This is a genomic window from Natronorubrum tibetense GA33, assembly GCF_000383975.1.
In the GTDB taxonomy this organism is placed as follows: domain Archaea; phylum Halobacteriota; class Halobacteria; order Halobacteriales; family Natrialbaceae; genus Natronorubrum; species Natronorubrum tibetense.
On record NZ_KB913017.1, the window covers coordinates 3,282,066 to 3,302,657 of the forward strand.

Genomic DNA, 20,592 nt, shown 5'->3' on the forward strand with positions numbered 1-20,592 from the left:
CTAACCTCTCATTCTAGCGTGATAGATCGAAAACCGCACTGCGGAGACAGACACACCCAATTCCCGGTTGAGGAGTCCCGGTCAAGTGGACTCTCACACTCCGGGCAGCGTCGCGTTACAGTAGCGGACTCGTCTTGCTGTCGAGAGTTACCGGACGAGGACTCCGGTACCGGAATCACATAACCGATTGCGGTCCAGTCATCACGGCGAAAGATCATTGCTCCCGTCTCGTCGTCACCCCAGGTGAAACACGGAGTTGACTCGACTGGGTAGAACTGATCGAACACGTCGAGAAACTCTTGCCCGCAATAGGTTGCTTTCCTAGAACCAGCGCTTTCGTTCCACGACCAGTGTGAATCTCCGGCCGGAGTTGTAATGGACGCTCCGTCCGGAGTGAGTGTGATCTCCGTCTCAGGATAGTCTGCTTCCCAGTTGAGGAAATCTTCAAACTGCCAGTCATCGATGTCGGCTTCAGCAGTATGTCGGTCGTGGATCGCACGGAGATCAAACTCTGCGATCTCCTGCTGCCGACTCCCGTCACGCTCAGGAATCACAGTCGGTACAGTGCCGCCAAACCCGTTTGCTTCCAGAGTCAATCGGTCACCCTCAAGCGAAACCGACACGCGCTCGGAATCAGTCGAGAGAGTCGCAGACCGGAGCGTTGAGATGTACGATGGGTTCACCGTGACAGCACCGGCGGTCGAACACTCGAACTCCGGGAACGCCTCTGCAGGACAATGAGCGTGCGCTCCCTGGCGATACGTCCCCGACCGGATCCAGACACCATCGTCGTTCACGCCGAGAATCGCAGCCGAGTCCGACAACATCGCGTTCGCTAACACCTTGACATCGATCGGGCAACACTCGATCTCAGCGTCGATCGGCCCGAACCCAACCGGCCAGTCGATGATATCATCTACAGACATGATTCAGTCACGCCGGAGGGACCGATATGGTTCAGTCACGGGCGTAGCACGAACAACTGCAGCATAGCGCGGCCGCTGCGCGGGTGCATTGTACAACATAACATCGGTCCAGTTGAGACAAGCGTCATAAGCATCAGCGCTTTAGTACAGTAGACCACCTTATTTTATATCGATAAGATAACAATAAGTGTTTGATGGGGATACGCGACGGCGAAGTAACTCATACCCGCGGCTACACGGAGGCAGCACTCATCGAGCATCTGCGAGCAGTGAACGACGCGTACCAGCAACTCCCGACGATCACTAATCTCGAAGCATACAACGACGAGTATGACCCGGCAATCACGCCGCACCCCCAGACCTACATTTCACGCTTTGAGAGTTGGACCAGCGCGCTCAAAGCAGCGTTTCCCGATGCCGAGTTATGCCGCGAGCTGTGGCGGGTAGCGAACCACCTTGACCGGCGACCCTACCAAGACGATCTCGACGATCACGGCCGATTCGGGTCACGAGCATACCAGCAACGATTTGAAGCGTGGGAAGCCGCGTTAGAAGCCGCTGAATTCGACCCCTCCGTTCGCATCCCCGAGGACTTCCTCATCGCCGATCTCTGGCGAGTTGCGCGACTCGACGAGACGTGTTCGGAAACCGAGTCCAAGACAGACAAACCAATGTTCTCCGCGATCGACGATTGGTGGTCACTATCAGTAGAGAAACTCCAGCAGCACGGTACGTACTCGTATCAAACCTATATTCGGCGGTTAGGTGGGTGTCGAGGTGGTCTCATCGGAATCCAACAACAAGCCGGATTACGGAACCTGTGAGAATTATCATGACTATGCAAATGAAAGGTGTACAAACGCTTGTTACTTAGGACCTCAGAAAGCTGACTCTTTCTGAGAACGACAGATACTGACGTATTGTTACTCCTTTAACTAATCTTTTAAGATAGTAATTATGTGAAGGAGTTATGGCTCGCGGACAAGATCTACTATTCGCACATCATGGAAGTTCGAACGAAGACAATGCAACCAAGAACCTCTGCTGGCTTCTAAACCACCTTCCATGGGAGATCTCGGCAAGTCTTCTTCGTCCTATCATTGCGGCATTCGAACAAGAGCCATTACTTGATGAGCTCAGTTCGGAAGACATAGAGGTAGTTGCACAAGAGGGTGCAGAAGTTACAAAAACACGAACTGGAATGAAGGTGCTTCTCGGGTTGGGAGCAAGTGGTCACTCGTACTCTGATACTGCTATTAACGAATTTGCTCCCGAGAGCGATAACACTACTAGTGAAAGTATACCTGATCTAACCATTCAACTCGGGGATGAACTTGTTATCGCAATTGAGGCGAAAGATGGCGGATTCGACCATACACAGTTACAAAACCATGCTCGGTGGTTGAACGCTGAGAGATTCCAGACAATCACATGGAGTGATATTGCTGACCGAATTAACTCTATACAGGAGTCCCGATCAGAATCCGACAGAGAACCGAATAGTATTGGTGGTACTTCTCTGCCCTCAAATAGCATCGAATTACTTCTAAACGAGTATAAAAACATACTACATGATCAGTTGATCCCGCAAAGTAGGGTGATCGCAAGTTCAGAGTATACAAACGGGAAAAATTACGTTAAAGCACGTAGAGACGTTGGTTCGAATAAGTTCACTGGTCGAGTCGCAGATGAACCAAAACAATCACTCCCGGTCCCGGTCGCAATATACTTCCGGGCATCAGGAGATGATACCAATGGGCAACGTTTGTTCTTCAGCCGTGAGGAGTGGATCTCTTTGCTGAAATCAATCAGCAATCCCGAGTATCATCGCGGGCTAGCCCAGGGAGACATCAGCAGTATCGTAGCTGATTACGACCAAAGCACTGATGCCGACATATCGATAGCACATATTGAGGACTCAGACGGCAACGAGAAAACGCTATTCTACGGAACTGGGAAAGGTAATAGAACAAATGACCTCCTCTTCATGAATCGGTCAACAGCAGCAGGCAGCAACCTTCAGCAACCCCCAATGTATGGTCCGGATGAATTTGATAAACTCTTCGCCGGTAATGACCAGATGAAGCAGTTGTTCACGAATCCAAAAGCAGTATTCAATGAACTTGAAGAGGATCTCTGACGGTTCTTTCGCCCCAATCAGCTAGGTGAACTTTTCGGTCATACTTTGCCACCACTGATTGGGATCCACACTTCACCTACAGCGCTTCATCCACCTCCAGTAACGCGTCGATTGCTTGCTGAAGATGCTCTCGTAACTCGTTGCTGCCACTGCCATCACTTGCTACCGGGTCTGTACGTTGCTCGTTGACATCAGTGGACTGCACCGTAGACTCTGACTCAGGTGTCCCCCACGTTTCAGTCCGGCCCAGTGACTCGTCTTCTCCCTCAGCAACTGCATCGAGGCGTTGCTGGTCATCACTCTCGTCCGTCGCTACCTCCTCACTCACGTCCTGCTCCGATTGCGTGTCTTGCGATGGTCGGCCACCGCGACCGAACACGTCCAACGGAAAGTCGTACGCGTACGCCCGCTTGGCCTTGTTGAACGTCGTGCGACGCGTGATGCCGAGCACACCCGTCACTGCACTCCGGTCACACCCTCGCTCCAACGCTCGCCGCACCTGCTCGTCTTCCATGCGTTGCAACAACAATTGCGGGTCGTCCGGGATGTGCCCGCGTGCCGATGTCTCGATTTGCTCAGTCAACCCCCACTCACCGGTCTCGACATCTTTATCGACGATTTGCCGGTCACGTGACTCCACACGGTTATCGAGCCCCATCAGCACCCATAAGCGTTCTCGAACTGCGGAGACCGACAAGTCCGCCGTCAGTTCACCCGCGATGTCACCCGTCCGTCCCGGCCCGTCATCTGCGAGGACTTGCAAGATCTCGATGTCTTGCGGTAACAGGACAGTGAGATCCTCCTCAGTAATATCCACTGGGGCATCCTCCGGCTCCGATTGTTGATGGTGCCAACTGTGACACGCCCGGCAGATCAGCGTGAGGTTCTCCATGTCATGCTCGTCCACATCCTCGGGGTTTCGCTCGATGTGATGCGCGTGCAATATCGCTAACCCGCCTTTCTTCGGCCCAACCCGCCCACACAGCTGGCACTTGTGACCGTACTCTGTCAGCACAGCCTCGCGTGTCTCCGGATCAACCGTGTCATTACACGCGTCCGGCTCAAGCACTCTGGTATCCTCATTCGTTGTCGATTCGTCACTCGTTTCGTCGTGAGATCGTCGGTCAGTATCTGCCATTCTTACGTCCTGCATCTGTCGATTATGCACGGTTCCACACCGCTCGATGGCTACCTGCTGGTGTATCGCTTCAATCCGCAGTTCACAACCCAACACGGCTCAACGACCGTTCCTCACCCGTACCTCGTCGAGGTCAACGACTTCAGCTTGAAATCCGATTTCGAACAGTACCGCTCCGCGAGTAACCCTAACTCTCTCGTCCTGAGGACATCCGCCGCGTTATGCAACACGAGCGGCGTGAACTCACCAGCCTCGAACGCCGACACTGCTTCACTACTCTCCGCAAACGAATCCAACTCACCAGCCGACCCACCACACAACGTGTCGTACACGCCGACGAGGTCCCGGCACTCATCCTCACCAACCGTCGTGTTGAACCGCTTTGTCAGGAGTGGGAGCAGATCCGTGTACGGTAACTCATCGAACGGCCACGCAACGTCGGTCCGCGTGAGTCGCGTCCGTAAGAACGGAAGGTCAAACCCGGATCGCCACGTCTCACCATTGAACGCCGCGAGCAACACGTCATCACCAGCCAATCGGTCACTTGAGAACTTCCCGACCGCTTCCAACAACGCCCGCTCAGACGCGTGCGTCGACAGTTGCACGTGACACTCCGTCCGGTCCTGGACGACCTCCGAAACACCCTCGATGTCTCGACCATTAGTCTGAACGAAAATTCGAACACCTAGTGGGAGCGCGAACCCAGCGACCGTCACTTCATCATCTACCGTGAACCCAGTCGTCTCGATATCGAACGCAACCAACGTCAACTCCGACATCACATCTCACCTCCAGCGACTCCCTCAACAGCGCCACGCCCAGGCACGCGATCCACACTCGCTGGCCGCAATCGGAACTCACCGAAGCCGTACTTCGCGTGCGTCCCAACGCGCAACACTCCATTCCGCGCCGTCTCCACCGGCTCACTTCCCGCGTACCCGACCACCTGCCCATGATCGGCCGTCTCGACTCGATATGTCTCACCACCGTCAACGAGCCGTGTTTCCCGTCGCCGCAACCCGTCATCACGCCGCCCATCCGTCACAGGCGTTCCTGTCTCGATCGTCGGCGTTTCCGGACTCGCATCCCACCACCACGGCACCGACTGGTCATCCGCACCGGGACACGCACTCGACAGGACGTACGGCGACACGAGTTCAAGCACGTACGCATCCGCCGCCGCGTCCGTGAGTCGCCCGTAGTCGAGCGCATCGAGATCAACGACCTGTGAGTCCGCCAGCGACAATCGCCCGAACCCGTAGTTGCGCGCCCCGCCAACCCGTATCTCGTCAAGCACGTCTTCAGAGAGTGGCAGAACGTCGTCCGTACCACGATCCGTGTGCAGGTAGCAGTGCACGAACCACTGCACCGACCGCTTCGAATTCCGCTGCTCCGCCGGTCGCCCGAAGAAACACGCCGGCGCGAACGCGACCCGGTCACCATGACGCTCGAGGTCATGCGTGTTATGCGCATCTCGCGGCCGTGACTCCAACAGCCACCGGTGGGCCACGTCCCGGAACACGAACAAATCATCGTACGCATCGACGTCAGGCAGCGACTGCCCAAGCTTCCCGGCGTACCCAGATTGAGAGTGCGCCGCCGGGTACTCACCGTACTCACCCGGAACGAACACGCCGTGACTCACGTGCAACGCCCGTCGCGTCCGCTCGTCAACACGCCGCGCGATCGCGTTGAACAACGCGTTCCCCGTCACGAAATACGGGTGCCCAAGGTACGACCCATCCAACTCGAACAACACCTGCTGAATACCAGTCATTCACACACCCCTCCGTTTCCACTCCACGTTCTGGGCAGCCGTGTTCCACCACTTAGACGACACCCAACACACTCACTCTGCGTCCCACACCCCACTTCAAGTGCTCCTCGACCAGGAACACACCCTGTTTCCAGTGGTCTCCGCACTCCAAACCCAGCACCGGAACGAGCACGCACCCGTCGCAATCGCCGAGTAGAACCACTCGCCGCCACGTAGCAAGGGTTCGAACGGGTTCGTCGGGACGCCACCACGCACCCCGACGATCGCCCTCGCCTACCACACCCAGGGACTCTCTCACTGGCACTCGCAGCGACACGCCCACCACAGCCTGCCACACGAGCAGCCACCGCCCGGCGTGACCGGTGCCCCACCACGAGCACCGCCCACAACCGACCACGCCCCGCATCCCGACCACGACAGCCACACCACCCACCACCGCACCCCCAACCCAACGGCATCACCACCCACCCCCAAGACCATCGCCACGACCCGCACCACTCCGCGGGTCGAAGCGCCGACAATACTCCTCAACGTACTGCAGCGCCGTCGACCACGACCGGATGCGCCGCAGTTGCGCATCCAACACCCGCCAGCGCCGCCCGCCATCCACATCGAACGGGTGCACCAGCAGGCGCGCCCACACGTCAGCAAAGCACCGCGCCGGCCCATCACCAAGCCGCGCCGCCGGGCGATCACCCGGCTCGCTAGTTATGCACAGTTGCATTTCGGGTGTCGAAAGCACCGTCCGGTGTGGCGTCACCGGCCCGTCCGGGTCCTCGACCGTCAGGAACAACTCTTCAAACCCGACGCCTGCACGATAGTTGTCGAGCAGCGCCGCCGCCAGTAGCGTATGGTATTTCAGCGACGTATACGGGTAGTACAGCGACTCGTTGAACAGCGCCGCCACATCGAACGACAGCCACGCCTCGTGCATCGCCACCGGATCCTCAACGCTCACTACATCCCGAACGGCCGCGCCACGACCATCCGCACCCAGCGAGCCTGTCATCACCACGTCGCCGGTCAGCAGCGACACCCGAGACGGAGACGCGTGGGCATCTACCGTCTGCTCAGGCTCCCCGTGTGGACGGCTTAGCAACGCGGCATCTCGATCCGCACCCAACGGCACCGTCTCGTTCACCCGCACGCCAGCAACCCGCTCACGAGCCGCCGCATGCGACCGGCCACGCAGCTTATGCACATCGTGGCGATACACCGCAAGCATCGGATCCACGTCCGTCACAGCCCCACTGTCAGCCGACTCACGACCAGCGCCTGTCGCCGACGAATCAGTCATCGCCACCACCACCACTCCCGTCGGCGTCCGACGCGTCCACATCGTCATCATCACCAGCATCAGCACCATCGCCCACACCAGCCCGGCTCTGTACCGACTGCAGCTCCGACGACACCGGCTGAACCTCATTCAACCCACCCAGATCCATCTCCGGGGCGTCACCGTGCGCTTGCTCCTCAGCAGCATCCGCAGACGCATCCGTCTCGCGCTCCTCGTGTTGTACCGACCGGAGCGACGTCGAGACCGGGTGAACTGCATCAAGATCCTCGTCCTGTTCGCCGTCGTCATCCTCACCGTCAGGCCTGCCCGCCTCGTCATTCGAGTCCGTCATGCCGACTCACCTCCCGACCCATCGCCAGGCATCGGCAAATCACCATCACGAGCAGCCGTCCGCGCTTGCAACGCCCGAACGAACTCTGCACGACACTGCTCACGCCAGACATCGTCTTTCGTGTCCATCCCGCTCGTCGCATCCTGCGCACGATTGTAGACGCGTCGGAGTTCCGAATCAGTATACAGCGGGTTCACCACTTCAGCATCGACGATGCCAGCCCCGAAGTTCCGAGCGCCGCCGAGTTGCATGTCGTACTCAGCGCTGTGGGCATCCAGATAATCAACCGCTTCGACGAGCAGACCCACGTATTCAGGTTTCAACTCACGGAGCGTGAGCCGCCACGTTCCAACTAGGTTCCCGACGACGTCGCGTTCAGCTTTCCGTAGCGGTTGGCCTTCATCCTCAGCATTCCGCGAGCGCACCTGCGTATTCAACTGGCGATAGTGAGCTTCGGCCTCGCCCTTCGTCACATCCACTTGTCTACGGATGGGTGAGAACCGGATTGGGTGGCGAATCACCCTGCCAGCGCGGTCGCCGAAGCCACCGAACAAGTCGTGAATGACACAGCCCGCGTCATCGTCTTCGACGCACGAGCCTTTCTCGTGATAGCCATTATCCAGATCGCGCTCGTACACGTCCGCGAGCATGTAGTCGCCATCGGCGTTGCCCGGATGGCACGCCGTCACGCCCGCCGCCTGGACAACTCGTTCACAGCCATGGCGCAGCCAGCCCGACAACGTGAACGGGGAGATCTGACCGGCAATCTGGTTTTGTGGGTCGTCTGCTTCGTATCGGTCAGCTGAGGCATGGTGTCGATCCGTGACGATCCCATCGCCCGGTGCGAGTAAGTTGATGTCGAGGCCGACGTACAAATCCGGGAACGCCGTCTCGTCGACGGGACGTGGGAGGTCGAAATCGATCTCGAGGTGTGAGGTCTCGAAGGCCTGCGTGTCTTGCCCTCCGTGCATCGTTACTGCACCTCTCCCCGACGGCCGCCGTCAAGAGCGTGTGGAGTAGTGGTTTCGGCCGTTTCGTTATCCTTCGAATCTGGTTCGGGTTTGGATGTGCTATCGAGGTTCGCGTTGTCGGCCCGCACCACCGGCCGCTGCCAGGGTTTGCGCGCCGATTCGCAGTCTGCAGCAACGTATGTGTCGCTACGCGCTATGGGTTTGCGAAACCACGTGCTTCCGGGCAGTGGGTGCACCGTAGTCGCATCTGGTGGGCTCACCGCGCGCGGCTGTGGCGCAAGTAGTACTGGCCACGAGGACTGGGTCACAGGGTCACTGCACGTGCCAATGCGGCCATCCAACACGAGCTCGCGCACGCCGAGCGTAAAGAACTCCGATGGTTCGTGCCGGCAGTCAATGCATTTCACGTGCCCGATCTTGAAGGCCGGTTGTTCGGCCGGCCGGAAGGCGAACACGACGATCGGTGCGCCTTCCCGCAGTTTTTCGCCGCAGACTTCACAAACCGCGGCCCCTTCCCCGAGCGAAATATTATTTATTTGATGTATATCTTCAATTAGATTCTTGTCGCTACCTTCTTGTGCTTGCGTTTTTGATTCTTTCATGGGTTCTTGACCGATGTTTGGAACCCGGCCTGGGTGGTGCAACACCCGGGCATTTTACTGATCAATGCCCAGTAGCCGAGTTCATACCCATTAGTCATACAGCCAATGGTATAAACCTTTGGACGCTCGACTAAAGGATAGTGTCCCAGCAGTCATTAGTGGAATGGACTAAATATCCAGATATGGGAGATCGGGATCGTGACGAAAACAGTGGAAAGTTTACAGAGGAATACCCTCGAGAAGAATTCCTTAAGGCACTTGAGGAACTCGGTGCAACAGGAACGACAGACGTTTCTAGTCACGTGGGATGTGATCGAAGGACAGCATACCTGAAGTTACAAACCCTTGAAAAGAAGGGCGAAGTCAAGAGTCAAAAGGTCGGGAATGCCTTACTATGGGAGTTAGTTGATTGATCTATCGAAGTAATCATCAATCCAATTGAATCAGTAGAAAGATCGAACTCCATCAGTCGGCGTGGTGCCCGCTCTCGCGGCTATTGGGGTCCAGATGACGAACTTGGTGCACTAATACTGGAGAACTCATCTAAAGTCACTTTTGAGATCGCGCCGGCTACCGAGCGAACACATATCTCGCCGGAGTCACTGACAACTCTGACAGCCAAACCTTCCTGCAACCATACTGATCGGATTCTCTTCTAAAAGTTGTGAGTTGCAGTTCCCACAGTAGACTTCGTCGGTTACACCAGCACCGATCGCGTACGGTGCACGGATAGTATCAGTCTGATCACCGTCACTTACAGTAAATTCAATTTCTCCACGCTCGTACGTCACGAGCGTGGACGCAGTGGGATTGGTATTCACCTCTATCGCGTGGCGTCGATAGATTTCCTGCTGTTTCTGAGCGAACCCTCGTTCTTTCTCCTGTAGGTGTTCCTCCAGTTCAGCTTCGAGGTCTTCTTTCTCGGTTTTGAGTTCCTGGCGTTTTTCGAGCGCCTCTACACGTTGTTGCTGTGATTCTGCGCTATCCACGTCCGTAGACAAGGTTTGGAGACGGTTTGAAAGCGAAGTTATCTCATTGCGATGGTCGTTAATTCGCTGTTCCTGTAGCTGCCGGTACTCTTCAAATTCTGAATCAGCAGCACGAGAGGCCGAGTGACGGATTTCGTTGATCTCGTCCTGAACCCCTTCTACAGCGGCTTTCTGTCCCGCAGCGATTGCGTTGGTCACCTTGTTGGAGGCAATCGAAACATCGCTCTCGTCACTCCCTTCAGTTATTTCGTGACGCCAGCCCGATTTTGGGTTGAAAAACTCGTCAACGAGTATCTCTGTAACTCCTGGGAGTTGATCCTTCGACTCGACGTCGATCGTCACGGCTTCTAAGAACTGTGTCTGATACTTGCTAACTGTCTCGACGTCGATTCGGACGAACACGCAGATGGCTGTCCGGTCGTAGTACGGGCTGAACGTCGCGTCCACGACCTTGATGTCACTCTTTACAATCCACGGAGGATACTGATAGTCGCTATCGGTCATCGAGTCCGTCAGAGCAAGCTGCCCGACAGTGGCCATCGCTGCCGCTTCATCGAGCAGCTGTTGCGTGAATTCGCTCTCTGGCGTGAGCAGACAAACAGCGTCCTCTTCGTCCTCTTGTGTTTCGTCGTCTAGAACGATTTCGAACTCGTGGTGGTCGCTGAAATTGATGTCGACGTGGCTGGGCAATTGTACCTGCCATCGGTTTCCGTTTTCGCGGACGGCAGCACCGAGGTCGTTCAAATATTCTCGGGTAAACGCTTCCAATGCGGATTGCGTTACCGCGTGAGTCACGTCAGTCATCGTCTGCCCCCAGATCGAAGCTTTCGAAGACGCCGCTGTTGAATTCCTCTACCTTCTGTGAGAGATCCTGTTGCTCCTCGAGGTCGATAGCCATCGAGTCAAAGTCGTTCTCAAGGTCGATCTCGGAGTCAGCGTTGGTGAGACGTTCGAAGATCTCGTCTTCGAAGCTCTGCCCGGAATCCTCGAGACGAGTAAGAATCGTGCTCAGTTCCCCGACCGTCTGCTGGAAGAGATCGATCTTGTGGTAGAGCCGTTCCAATACGTATTCCTCGATAGTGCCTTTCAGTCCCATGTTGAAGACGTAGACCTTGCGCTTCTGGCCGATCCGGTGAATCCGCCCGATTCGTTGTTCGACCTTCATCGGATTCCACGGTAGGTCGTAGTTCACCATGATATTGCAAAATTGGAGGTTACGACCCTCGTTCATCGCGTCTGTGGACACGAGGACGCCCCCCTCTTCCCGGAACTGGTTCACGATGTCCTCCTTCTCCTGGCTCGAGTGCCCGCCGTGGAACGCGTGAGTCGTGTATCCCTGCTCGTCCAGCACTTGGAGGACCTGTCTCTGGGTCGGCCGGAACTGAGTAAACACGATAACGCGTCCCATATCGACGTTCTCACGGACTTCTTCGACGATATCGAATAGTCGCTCCTGCTTCGTGACCGTGTCAATCGCGTCGATCTTGTCGAGGATGGTTTCGAGTTCGTTCCGGTGAGTCAGCTCGTTCTGTTCGTCGAGCATTTTGAGAATCGTTTGTTCGAGTGCGGCCGGGCTGCTGACGACCTCCTTCTGGAGTAGCATCAACACCAGCTTCTGGCCGCTGTCTTGACTATAGGCGCCACGGACATACTTCGTCACTTCGTCGTAGAGTTCCTGCTCCGCCTCGCTCGGCTCGAAGGTGCGCGTGTCGATGATACGGTCTGTAAAGTCGATGTCCGTGTCCTCACGGCGGTTCCGGATCATTACTTGTCCCAGCCGCTGCTGTAACTCGTTCCGGTTCACCAGTGTCTCCTGATTGCTGTTTACGAAGTATTGATGGAACGTGTCCCGACTGCCGAACAATCCGGGCCGGAGCAAGGAGACGATGTTGTAGAGGTCGGTAAGCTCGTTCTGAATGGGAGTCGCTGTGAGGAAGAACGCGTAATCGTAGGTAAGTTTCTCGATAAGTTCGTAGCGATCGGTCTCCTCGTTTTTTACATAGTGGGCTTCGTCCATGACGAGGACGTCCCAGTCTCGAGCGAGGACCATGGCCCGGTGTCGGTCGCTCTTCGCGGTGTCGATGCTGGCAATGATGCGATTGTGTGCGTCGAATCCCTGGAACTCATCGTCGTAGTTGCAGACGAACTCGAGACCGAACTTCTCGAGGAGTTCCCCTTGCCACTGTTTGGCCAGCTGCGCGGGGGTGAGGATCAGCACCGAATCGTCGGTCTCGCGGTAGTGCATTTCCTTCAGGATCATTCCCACCTCAATCGTCTTTCCGAGGCCGACTTCGTCCGCGAGGAGCGCCTTTCCGTCCATCTCGAAGAGGGCTCGGTGGGCTGCATCGACTTGGTGTTCGAGGAGTTTGACCTCCTCTTCGTCGACGTGCGTGAGCGATCGAAGTTCTGTGTCCGGCTGCCCCGCAAGAAGGCGATTTGCCACGACGGTCTGCCGGTGAAAGGGAAAATCAGAGATTCCCGAGGAATAGGAGTCGACAAGATCGTCCGGGTCATCGTGTGTGACCTCGATGTCGACGAGGTCATCCTTTTCCATAATTCATCGAAACAGGTAGGCCACCAAATAGGTTGTGTAGTGGGATGTGGGGTTCTCTGGGTCTGCTGGTGGGCCTATTAACATTAGTGCTATACCCCTCCTACCTAAATCGGATACTATCACGATGATGTCGACGATATGGACGACCGCGTCTGGAACCACGGGGACCGTTGACGAAACCGTCCCTGTAAAAGAATATTATCAGGGAGCTACCTTCCGTCCTGCCGCAGTTTTGGAAAGCAATCTCAGTGATTACTGTGAGACTAGCCTCTATGTCTTGCTTGATGATGGGGGCTATGCGAGAGGGAATGAACCAAGCACTAATCTCCCGAATCAAACTAACGACCAGAATGAAGTCAAAGCTATGTTTCTTGATTCCCTCGTAGGGTCGGATATCACGGTGATTTTACTACCATCAAGTAAGTTTGATGCGTACGTTACTCCGAACTGGGATCAACTGGTTAACCGTGCTAAACCGGACACAATCTGGTGTATAGGAACGGCGAAGAGTTCTTTGGAGAACATCAACATACAAAAGTTGGAAAATAAAGGGTGCAAAGTCCTTCTCTATGAACGAAGTGGAGTTGCTCCTATTGGTACCGAAATTCGAGATCAATTAATAGAGGAAGTCCGGGTCCGAGTTAGTTAGACGTCATCGAAGGAGGTATTCTCTCCAAGCAGCTTCCGATACGTATCATCTCCCGTTGCTTCGGCGAGGTCCCCACATACTTTTCGTAGCTCGTCATTGATCCCCCACTGTTCAACGTATTCCCTTGACGACCTTCCCTCTTCGAATAGAGAACGTAGGAACTGTGCTTTATCGAGTTCGTTTAAATCACGATCAGGGTTATCCATCTTGCTTCGGATGTATGCCTGTCGCTTTTCATTCTCCCAGGTTCCGAGAGTGAGTTCATTCCCTTCCATTTGGAAGAGCTGCATATCCTTCATCTCGTCAGAAGTCGCATTAGTCCCGCGAGATAGTTTATTGAGATCTGTGTACGTTGGGTTAGGCAATTCTAGTAGATCCAGAAAGACCTCGATTTCGCCATACTCAGTATCTTCTTGAATGATTCCATAAATCTCATCGACTATCTCCTTTGCGGACATTATCTCGCCATCTTGGTGAACCTTCCCATGATGTTTTGAATACTCTGCAAAACATTTCCCCATCTCAATAACACCGATATCGCCAGCAGCGAGCTCTCTGTTCTCCTCTAAACTTTTACGGGCTATGTTTGCTGTCCGTCGGATATTCCGACGTAAGGATCGCCAGGAGGTTGGAGTTCTTTCATCAGTTGGCCTGGCAACGATAACGATATCGAAGGAAACTGTTTCTCCTTTTGTGAATTTATGAAGATCAGAGTTTATCGGGTATGTCGCAGTAACCTCGAAGCCGGTTTCGCAAAGCGCCTCTAGGAGTTCCCCCCATGACTCTGAACTGCTGTGATGATAGGTGAAAGCGACTACTCCCTCGTCTTTCAACGCAGTATTGATCCGAGAGAATGCTTGTTTGAGTTCGGATTCAAAGTCCTCATCTCCCTTTCCTGAGGCAGGGTTAACTACCATACTCTCCGCACGTGGCGTATGTTCAGTTTCAAAACAATCGTATTCATTCTCTAATACTGGCTTTAGCCATACATAGTGAAAGTCGGAGAGTTCGGAGTAGAGGATATTGTTATAGTACGGTGGATCCGTTATTACTGCATCATATTCATCCTCGGCATCGATGAGACGCATATCGCCTTGTTTGACGACCGAGTTTTGGCCAATCGGTTGTCTGAACTCATCGGTCTCATGCGTATCTTCGTTTTCCACATAGCGTTCAGTAGGAGAGTTAGCATATTCTACGCCTCGTAGGACCATCTCCCAGGTTTTTCGAAAGGTAATCATTCCATATTCGGTACCCCATGGATTGTTCTCGGCAGGACTTGTTGGCGGTTCATATGAATTTGTTCGCCACAAGTCCGCTATTTTTGATGCACTAGCCTGATACCCGACCATCATCGAGTTGCAGCGTAGAGTTTCGCTGAACGCCAGTAACAGGAACTCCTTCGCATTATCATTGTCTATATAATCAATGGATTTTGATATTTTTGAGAGTGATAAAAGTTGACGAGAGTTGAACATATCTGACCAGTTTTCCACCCCATGACGTGGAAGATTCCCATTACCTGGCATCGTTCCTTCAAAGTGATTTGCGTCTGTTTTCCAGCCTGGTCGAATTGGCTTATCAGGGATATATTCCCGCAGTTCACTAGATGAATTCCATTCTTGTTCTGCTTTCTCGTAGAGCTGCTTGTCCGCAGGTGTAGCAGGTTTGTAGCCCTTTGTTTGACTCCGTTGTGCCCCATTTTCGTCGCAATGAGTGCAGTAATACTCTACTGCAAATAGTCGACTATCAAATCCATCTCTTTCTTGTATTCGTTCAGTGACGGAGTAGCGTTGGCCACAGTCTGAGCAGATGTAGTCACCATAGTCCACAGTCCCTTCTTGGGGGATGAACTCATGGTCACATTCACTACAGCTGCATTCCTCACGCCAATCGTCAACCAAGATCACTGATTCGCAATTGGGGCAAAGAACGTTGTCCTTGTCGTCATTCTCATATCTTCCCTTCGCTATCCGGTAGTCCTTGAATAGTGGAACCGTGTTTCCGCAAGAGGTGCAGTCAAGTTCCTTCACCCAGAAGTTGTACATCACATCGGCTTTGTGATCTCCGTGAGGACACTGGGTCTGATAGTACTGGAATATCTCATCCTTGACGTCAGACTTCACCTGCTCGAATGCTTCTTCAAGCTCTTCAATTTCAGTACTGCCTGCTTCCATCTGCTTCTTTGTAACGAACCATGCCACCGGATTGAGGTCCCAACCTTCTGATTCCACACCAAATCGTGAAGCTTCAACAAGTGATGTACCTCCACCCATGAACGGATCAAGGACTTTCAGATCATTCACCCGGATATCCTTCGGATATAAGTCCCAAAGCGATTCTGGGTCATCCATATCGACCTCTTGAATTTTCTGTACGAGGTCCTCACGACTGTTTCCACTCCCTCCAAGAGTTTGGTTCTGTCCGGGTTCGTAAATCTCGAAATCCTCTATATCCATATTTTCATTAAGGAGTGTATAGAGCGAAATAGCACGGAAGAGACAGCCCGGTCTTCTTGCCCACCACTTGTGCATCGTGTAGATAGGGCGATACCATTGTTTCGCGCGGCTCTCCTTTGCAGCAATCTCGTTAACCCGTTCTATGGGAAATCCCCGTTCAATTGGAAGTTCTGACCGGTCACCGGATTGGCGATTTTCCTGCTCCTGAGACATTGTAGATGTGTACCCGAAAACAAGTGAGGGATATAAATGTACTCGACATCGGCGGGGCAGACTCGAGGTGCGAACGAAGTATTTGCTTTGTAGAAGAAAGTGATTTCCATCCGTAAACGCATGGCTCACTCGAACTCGAGAAAAACTACATTCTATCGACTATCCAGAAGTTCTCCAAAAATCTAGTAAGGAGCTGGTCGAGGCGGAGTTCAAAGAGAGGCAAACATCCGATTAGCTACGTGTCTTCTTGATCGCCTCTAGTTATCTCTGCTACGATAGCCGGAGATACGTCCAGAGTGGGACCTGGATGATCGGCTTTGGGCCGTCGGTATTGACGGTGATTCCATCGTCCAGTGCTGACCTTGCAGTTGTGAGCACCACCCCGAATGCTGGTTCCGCGTCAAACGTAGCCTTCTGGTCATCACTGAGCTCACCTCCGTACTTGCCTTGCTCTACGTATGCCTGTCTCTGCTTGGTGAAGGTGCCCGTCACAGGGCTGTACATCTGCTCATCGACTCTGTCTCGATCGCTCTCGCAAGCATCGCTCTCGAGTAACTCCTGTAACGCATCGAAATCAGGCGTATCTCGACTCATCTGGAGTTCTTCCAGGGGCCGATTGTAAGACCACAGTATCGGAACGGGAGTACCGTTTATCTTGGGTACGAAGTCGACTGTGCCCTTTGATCCCACCCAGAACTTGACTACACCGCGCTTCGGATCGTGTGGATGATTGAGTTCGTTCGACAGCCGGATCGTGTGATCGAACGCGACCGCCTTCGCCAGTGCCTCGTCTAGTCCGGGCTTACGCCGGAGCAAGTCATTGAGATCGTTCCGACAGAACGCGTTCGTGATTCCTGGATCCCGCAGGTAAAATCGGATTTTCCGCGGTCGCTGATTGTCGTACTCTTGTGCTGCAGATAGCAGGTGGAGTCGTGAAAGGGCGCTGAGATACTTATCTCGGAGGGTTCGGCGATCGACATCGAGAACGTCGGTTAGCTCGTTGAAGCGAATATCCCTGGTCGGGTGTTCGTGAGCGGTAAGGGCACAAAACCGCTCCAAGTCGAGCGTGTCCTTTACCCCTCCAAGATCCGTCGTAGCATGAAGGGGGTCGTTTCTGAAGTCCGTGAGTAGCTCTCGCGGATGGGATTCGAAATCGACATCGTCTCGTCCACGGATTATGTCGACAAACTGCTCCGCGTCAATCGAGATGTCGTCTCCGGCGATCCGGAGCGTCAGCATTCCCCCGCTCGTGCAGTAATTCGCGATCTCTCGTCGGACCGTCGATGGTTCAGTAATTGCGTCGCCACTCTGTGCTTCAATCCCGGATACGAATCGGTCAGCGTCTCTCTTCTCGACAGCCTCATGTAACGCCTCTCGAAATTTGCTTTCATCGAACCGCTCGGTCGGTGGCGTGACTTTGATATTCCGGTATTGCACCTCGAGGAAATCCGAGAAGCCAATGCGGTAGACACACGTTGTTTTATAACAGCTCACCGATATTCTCCAATCAATGAGTAGCCGGAAGCCGAGTTTCCAGAACTACGACCGAGACGAGGCCGAGGAGTACAGTGGCTTCCTCCTCAGCAACGCCGCCACCGCGAAGGACTTCATCACCCGGACGACCGATCCGGACGCGATCCGCTACTTGGTCGAGGAACACACCATCGACCTCGACGTTCCCGGAGCCGGTATCCAGCTCAAGGAGGCCGTCCTCACCTCGGAGACAGCACCGCTCGATGTGAAACAGACGGTTGCACAGCGCAACGCAGATCTCGGTGACATGCTCGTGCCGGAGACCGTCGAGCGAAATGCCCGCACCGCGCTTGCGGTTGGCAAGCCTATCGTGCTCTACGGTCCGACCGGGACAGGCAAGACCTACTTTGCGAAGCAGCTCGCGTTGGCGACCTGCGTCGACTACGAGGTCTACACCGCGACGCCGACGTGGACCCCAGCAGACATCACCGGCAGCATTCAGCCCGAGACTCACGACGGCGATATTACCTACCATCGTCGCGCTGGCTGCGTCTCACAGGGCATTCAGCAGGCCGAGCGATACGGCGACAATTACGCCGTTATCATCGATGAAATCACCCGTGCGGACATCTCACAGGTGTTCGGTCCGCTGTACACCGCTATAGAAGATCAAGACCAGGTGATCTTCCGCGATGATGAGGGCAATGGGCTGACGCTGAACGACAATCTGAAGCTGATCTGCACGATGAACATGTCCGACCGGACGGTAAACGAACTGGACAATGCCATCACTCGTCGATTCGCCATGATCGAGTTGAGCCGCTACGACAGGGACGCCAGAGCGGAGCTGTTCGACGATTGGATCGGCGAACTGGATCCTGGTCCAGACCGCAACATCGACACCGACGAGCTGAAAGACTTGTTTGAGAACCATCACCGCGGCATCAACAACGGGACGACAACGAACAGCGAGGGTGGTATCATGGAGTTCGGTCCGATGCACTACGTCGACGTGACGAAGTTCCTGAAACACGCCTGTAAACCGAGCGGGCCGTATGCAGGGGAGGCGGTCATGGCGGTCGGGCAGGCCTTTGCGACCTACGTTGCACCACGACTCCTGAATACGGCATCACTCCCGCAAATAAACCGTATCGCAAGTCATTACGAGACTCTGGACGATCAGTATCGGTTTGATATGAGCGCCCCCGCCGATTTAGCGCGCCGACAGGCTGCCGCCGAGGAACGCGAGATGGGCGTCAGCGCATATGAGTAGGTCAGTACGGTGCGAGTACGGCACCTCCCTGTGCAGCGTCCAAGAGAATGGAAAGCTGGTTGTCGAAGGCTGTGACCCACAACAGGTCACGGAAGAACTCCGTGCGGCAAACTTCGTACGGGAAGGAAGTCAGTTCGTCAAGCGACGCACGCGACTGCGCCGTGGACGGTCCAATGCTGACGAGGAGGGGAATGGACTCCAAGTCCTCACCGCTCGAATCGTTGAGGACACGATCCACGTAGAGCCCTCGGATGTCGTCGGTGTGGTTCGTCTACTGCCGGGAATGAGCGTTCAGATAGAACCGAAGGTCGACTGGGACGATGTCGTTCGAATGCTGTTGACCGTCTACGAAATCGAGCGAACCCAATCCCCCTACGGAATCCCGCTCGATGAGATGACGGCTGGGGGCATTGACGCGTCTAGAATCATCGCGATCTTCGCGATCAACTATGTTCAGGGCCTGCGAACGATCAACAGGAAGGGGTTTATCCGGAACCTCGAAATCCATCGGCGGACCGGGTTCGATGGAATCGGTTCGATCGACATGTCACAGACGCTGCTGAACCAGGCCAGCGGAAACCCGGAGCCGACCTGGGTTGAAACGCAGGCCGAGTACAGCAATCTCGTTAACGAGACGATTCATATGGCTGGAAAGCTACTGCTCCGGTTGCTCCAACAGACTCCTCACGAGCAAGCACATCCCCAACAGAACGCACTATTCTCGATAGTGTATGCAGAGGTCCAGCAAATGGAGGAACTCGGAGTCCAGAGTTCGCAAAAGCGGCTCGGTGCGTATCGGCAGGTATTGTTATCCAATCTCCCGCGACAGCGTCACTACTATCGACGAGCACTTCATACTTCCCGGTCGGTTCTCGCCTCGACACTCCTCGGACAGGCCGGGAGCGGCCCGGAGGAGCTGCTCGTGGACTACGCGCTCAGCATGAACTCGTTGTTCGAGGACTATACACAACGGGTGCTGTCTCGAACGCTCGGATCACTCGAGAATATCGACCACCTCAACGAACTTGAGACGGTCGAATGTGAGGCGGAGCCTCCCATCTATCCGTTCGATGGGAACACCGATGCGACATACTATCCGGACCATCTGCTCACGGACGATGAGGAGACACTCGCCGTCTTGGACTCGAAATACTATCGTGAAGGAAAGAATCCAGCCCACGAGTCCGGGTCCCGATCTCGGATGTTCTCCTATGCGTACCTGACTGCTACAGAACGAATGGCGTTTCTCTGTCCGCTCTACCATCGTACGTCACTCGACGTGAACCGCGCCGGTGCCACGGTGGATATCGTCTCTCCTGACGGGGAATTTACCTGTGAGTCGTACGAGTCGATCATCCGGGAGTATCTTCTTGACGTGTTAACCGAGTCATATCCGGAGCTAAAGGCATTCAACGCCGTCAACGGGGGAATGCTCTGCCTTGATAATGTTACGACCGAAGATCTTCCACTGATCGAGGACGTGAATGGACCGTTCAGTATTGCGAACCCGTCGTCCTTCGCAAACAAGATCATCTCCGCGATCACCTTCTCGACAAGGGGGCCCAACAAACTCGATCTCGAGAACGGGGGGCAATGGACGAAGTCCCGAATCAAGGAAATCTGTGCCAAACAGAACGACGAGGGTCGTCCTAAATACCCCCCAGACCGGACGACGTGTATTCCGGTCTACGATCCCGATGAGAATGAAGCCCATGGGACGATCACGCTCTTTTTCATCCGACAGGAGGAGGACAGTACTAGAACCATGGAAACAGAAACACGCCCGCTGCTGTGACCTCA

17 protein-coding genes are annotated in these 20,592 nt (G+C 54.7%); 5 read left to right on the forward strand and 12 right to left on the reverse strand.

What is annotated here, in order from left to right; all coding sequences use genetic code 11:
* Positions 1 to 8 precede the first annotated feature (8 nt).
* Positions 9 to 926, reverse strand: coding sequence for a hypothetical protein (locus NATTI_RS0116975; protein WP_006090776.1), 918 nt, complete (start codon positions 924 to 926; stop codon positions 9 to 11).
* Between the two features lie 194 nt (positions 927 to 1,120).
* Here NATTI_RS0116975 and NATTI_RS0116980 point away from each other — a divergent pair, with 194 nt between their 5' ends.
* Both NATTI_RS0116980 and NATTI_RS0116985 read left to right on the forward strand, forming a co-directional pair.
* Positions 1,121 to 1,750 carry a homing endonuclease associated repeat-containing protein gene (locus NATTI_RS0116980; RefSeq protein ID WP_006090777.1) on the forward strand — a complete coding sequence of 210 codons (630 nt, stop codon included), beginning with the start codon at positions 1,121 to 1,123 and terminating at the stop codon, positions 1,748 to 1,750.
* A 146-nt stretch (positions 1,751 to 1,896) separates the two neighbouring features.
* Positions 1,897 to 3,066, forward strand: a complete 1,170-nt coding sequence (locus tag NATTI_RS0116985) for a hypothetical protein (protein WP_241434338.1) — start codon at positions 1,897 to 1,899, stop codon at positions 3,064 to 3,066.
* 76 nt (positions 3,067 to 3,142) lie between these two features.
* On the opposite strand, the gene NATTI_RS0116990 is transcribed toward NATTI_RS0116985, so the two are convergent.
* The 7 genes from NATTI_RS0116990 to NATTI_RS0117025 form a co-directional block, all read right to left on the reverse strand.
* Positions 3,143 to 4,204 (reverse strand): HNH endonuclease, encoded by a 1,062-nt coding sequence (locus NATTI_RS0116990; RefSeq protein ID WP_027119195.1) that lies wholly within the window; start codon positions 4,202 to 4,204, stop codon positions 3,143 to 3,145.
* A gap of 113 nt (positions 4,205 to 4,317) precedes the next feature.
* Entirely contained in the window at positions 4,318 to 4,983 is a 666-nt protein-coding gene (locus NATTI_RS0116995; protein ID WP_006090780.1) for a 3'-5' exonuclease family protein, read from the reverse strand.
* Positions 4,983 to 5,981: a hypothetical protein gene (locus NATTI_RS0117000; protein WP_006090781.1), complete on the reverse strand. Its 999-nt coding sequence runs from the start codon at positions 5,979 to 5,981 to the stop codon at positions 4,983 to 4,985. The genes NATTI_RS0116995 and NATTI_RS0117000 overlap by 1 nt, the downstream gene beginning before the upstream one ends.
* 457 nt (positions 5,982 to 6,438) lie before the next feature.
* Positions 6,439 to 7,338: a hypothetical protein gene (locus NATTI_RS0117010; protein ID WP_394296414.1), complete on the reverse strand. Its 900-nt coding sequence runs from the start codon at positions 7,336 to 7,338 to the stop codon at positions 6,439 to 6,441.
* Entirely contained in the window at positions 7,271 to 7,609 is a 339-nt protein-coding gene (locus NATTI_RS0117015; protein WP_006090783.1) for a hypothetical protein, read from the reverse strand. Before NATTI_RS0117015 ends, NATTI_RS0117010 begins: the two co-directional genes overlap by 68 nt.
* Positions 7,606 to 8,580 carry a hypothetical protein gene (locus tag NATTI_RS0117020; RefSeq protein ID WP_006090784.1) on the reverse strand — a complete coding sequence of 325 codons (975 nt, stop codon included), beginning with the start codon at positions 8,578 to 8,580 and terminating at the stop codon, positions 7,606 to 7,608. The genes NATTI_RS0117015 and NATTI_RS0117020 overlap by 4 nt, the downstream gene beginning before the upstream one ends.
* Positions 8,581 to 8,582: 2 nt before the next feature.
* Positions 8,583 to 9,182 carry a hypothetical protein gene (locus NATTI_RS0117025; protein ID WP_019991983.1) on the reverse strand — a complete coding sequence of 200 codons (600 nt, stop codon included), beginning with the start codon at positions 9,180 to 9,182 and terminating at the stop codon, positions 8,583 to 8,585.
* 182 nt (positions 9,183 to 9,364) lie between these two features.
* Between NATTI_RS0117025 and NATTI_RS25505 the strand changes: the two genes are divergently transcribed.
* Positions 9,365 to 9,595, forward strand: a complete 231-nt coding sequence (locus NATTI_RS25505; protein ID WP_006090785.1) for a hypothetical protein — start codon at positions 9,365 to 9,367, stop codon at positions 9,593 to 9,595.
* A 186-nt stretch (positions 9,596 to 9,781) separates the two neighbouring features.
* On the opposite strand, the gene NATTI_RS0117030 is transcribed toward NATTI_RS25505, so the two are convergent.
* From NATTI_RS0117030 to NATTI_RS0117045, 4 genes are all read right to left on the reverse strand, one after another.
* On the reverse strand, positions 9,782 to 10,975 hold the full coding sequence (locus NATTI_RS0117030) for a hypothetical protein (protein ID WP_006090786.1): 1,194 nt from the start codon (positions 10,973 to 10,975) through the stop codon (positions 9,782 to 9,784).
* Positions 10,968 to 12,725, reverse strand: a complete 1,758-nt coding sequence (locus NATTI_RS0117035) for a DEAD/DEAH box helicase (RefSeq protein ID WP_006090787.1) — start codon at positions 12,723 to 12,725, stop codon at positions 10,968 to 10,970. The genes NATTI_RS0117030 and NATTI_RS0117035 overlap by 8 nt, the downstream gene beginning before the upstream one ends.
* A gap of 645 nt (positions 12,726 to 13,370) precedes the next feature.
* On the reverse strand, positions 13,371 to 16,046 hold the full coding sequence (locus NATTI_RS0117040) for a DUF1156 domain-containing protein (protein WP_006090788.1): 2,676 nt from the start codon (positions 16,044 to 16,046) through the stop codon (positions 13,371 to 13,373).
* A gap of 270 nt (positions 16,047 to 16,316) precedes the next feature.
* Entirely contained in the window at positions 16,317 to 17,540 is a 1,224-nt protein-coding gene (locus NATTI_RS0117045; protein ID WP_019991985.1) for a DUF4143 domain-containing protein, read from the reverse strand.
* Between the two features lie 16 nt (positions 17,541 to 17,556).
* Between NATTI_RS0117045 and NATTI_RS0117050 the strand changes: the two genes are divergently transcribed.
* Entirely contained in the window at positions 17,557 to 18,792 is a 1,236-nt protein-coding gene (locus tag NATTI_RS0117050; protein ID WP_006090790.1) for an AAA family ATPase, read from the forward strand.
* Positions 18,785 to 20,587, forward strand: coding sequence for a 5-methylcytosine restriction system specificity protein McrC (locus NATTI_RS0117055; RefSeq protein WP_027119196.1), 1,803 nt, complete (start codon positions 18,785 to 18,787; stop codon positions 20,585 to 20,587). The genes NATTI_RS0117050 and NATTI_RS0117055 overlap by 8 nt, the downstream gene beginning before the upstream one ends.
* The last annotated feature ends 5 nt before the right edge of the window (positions 20,588 to 20,592 follow it).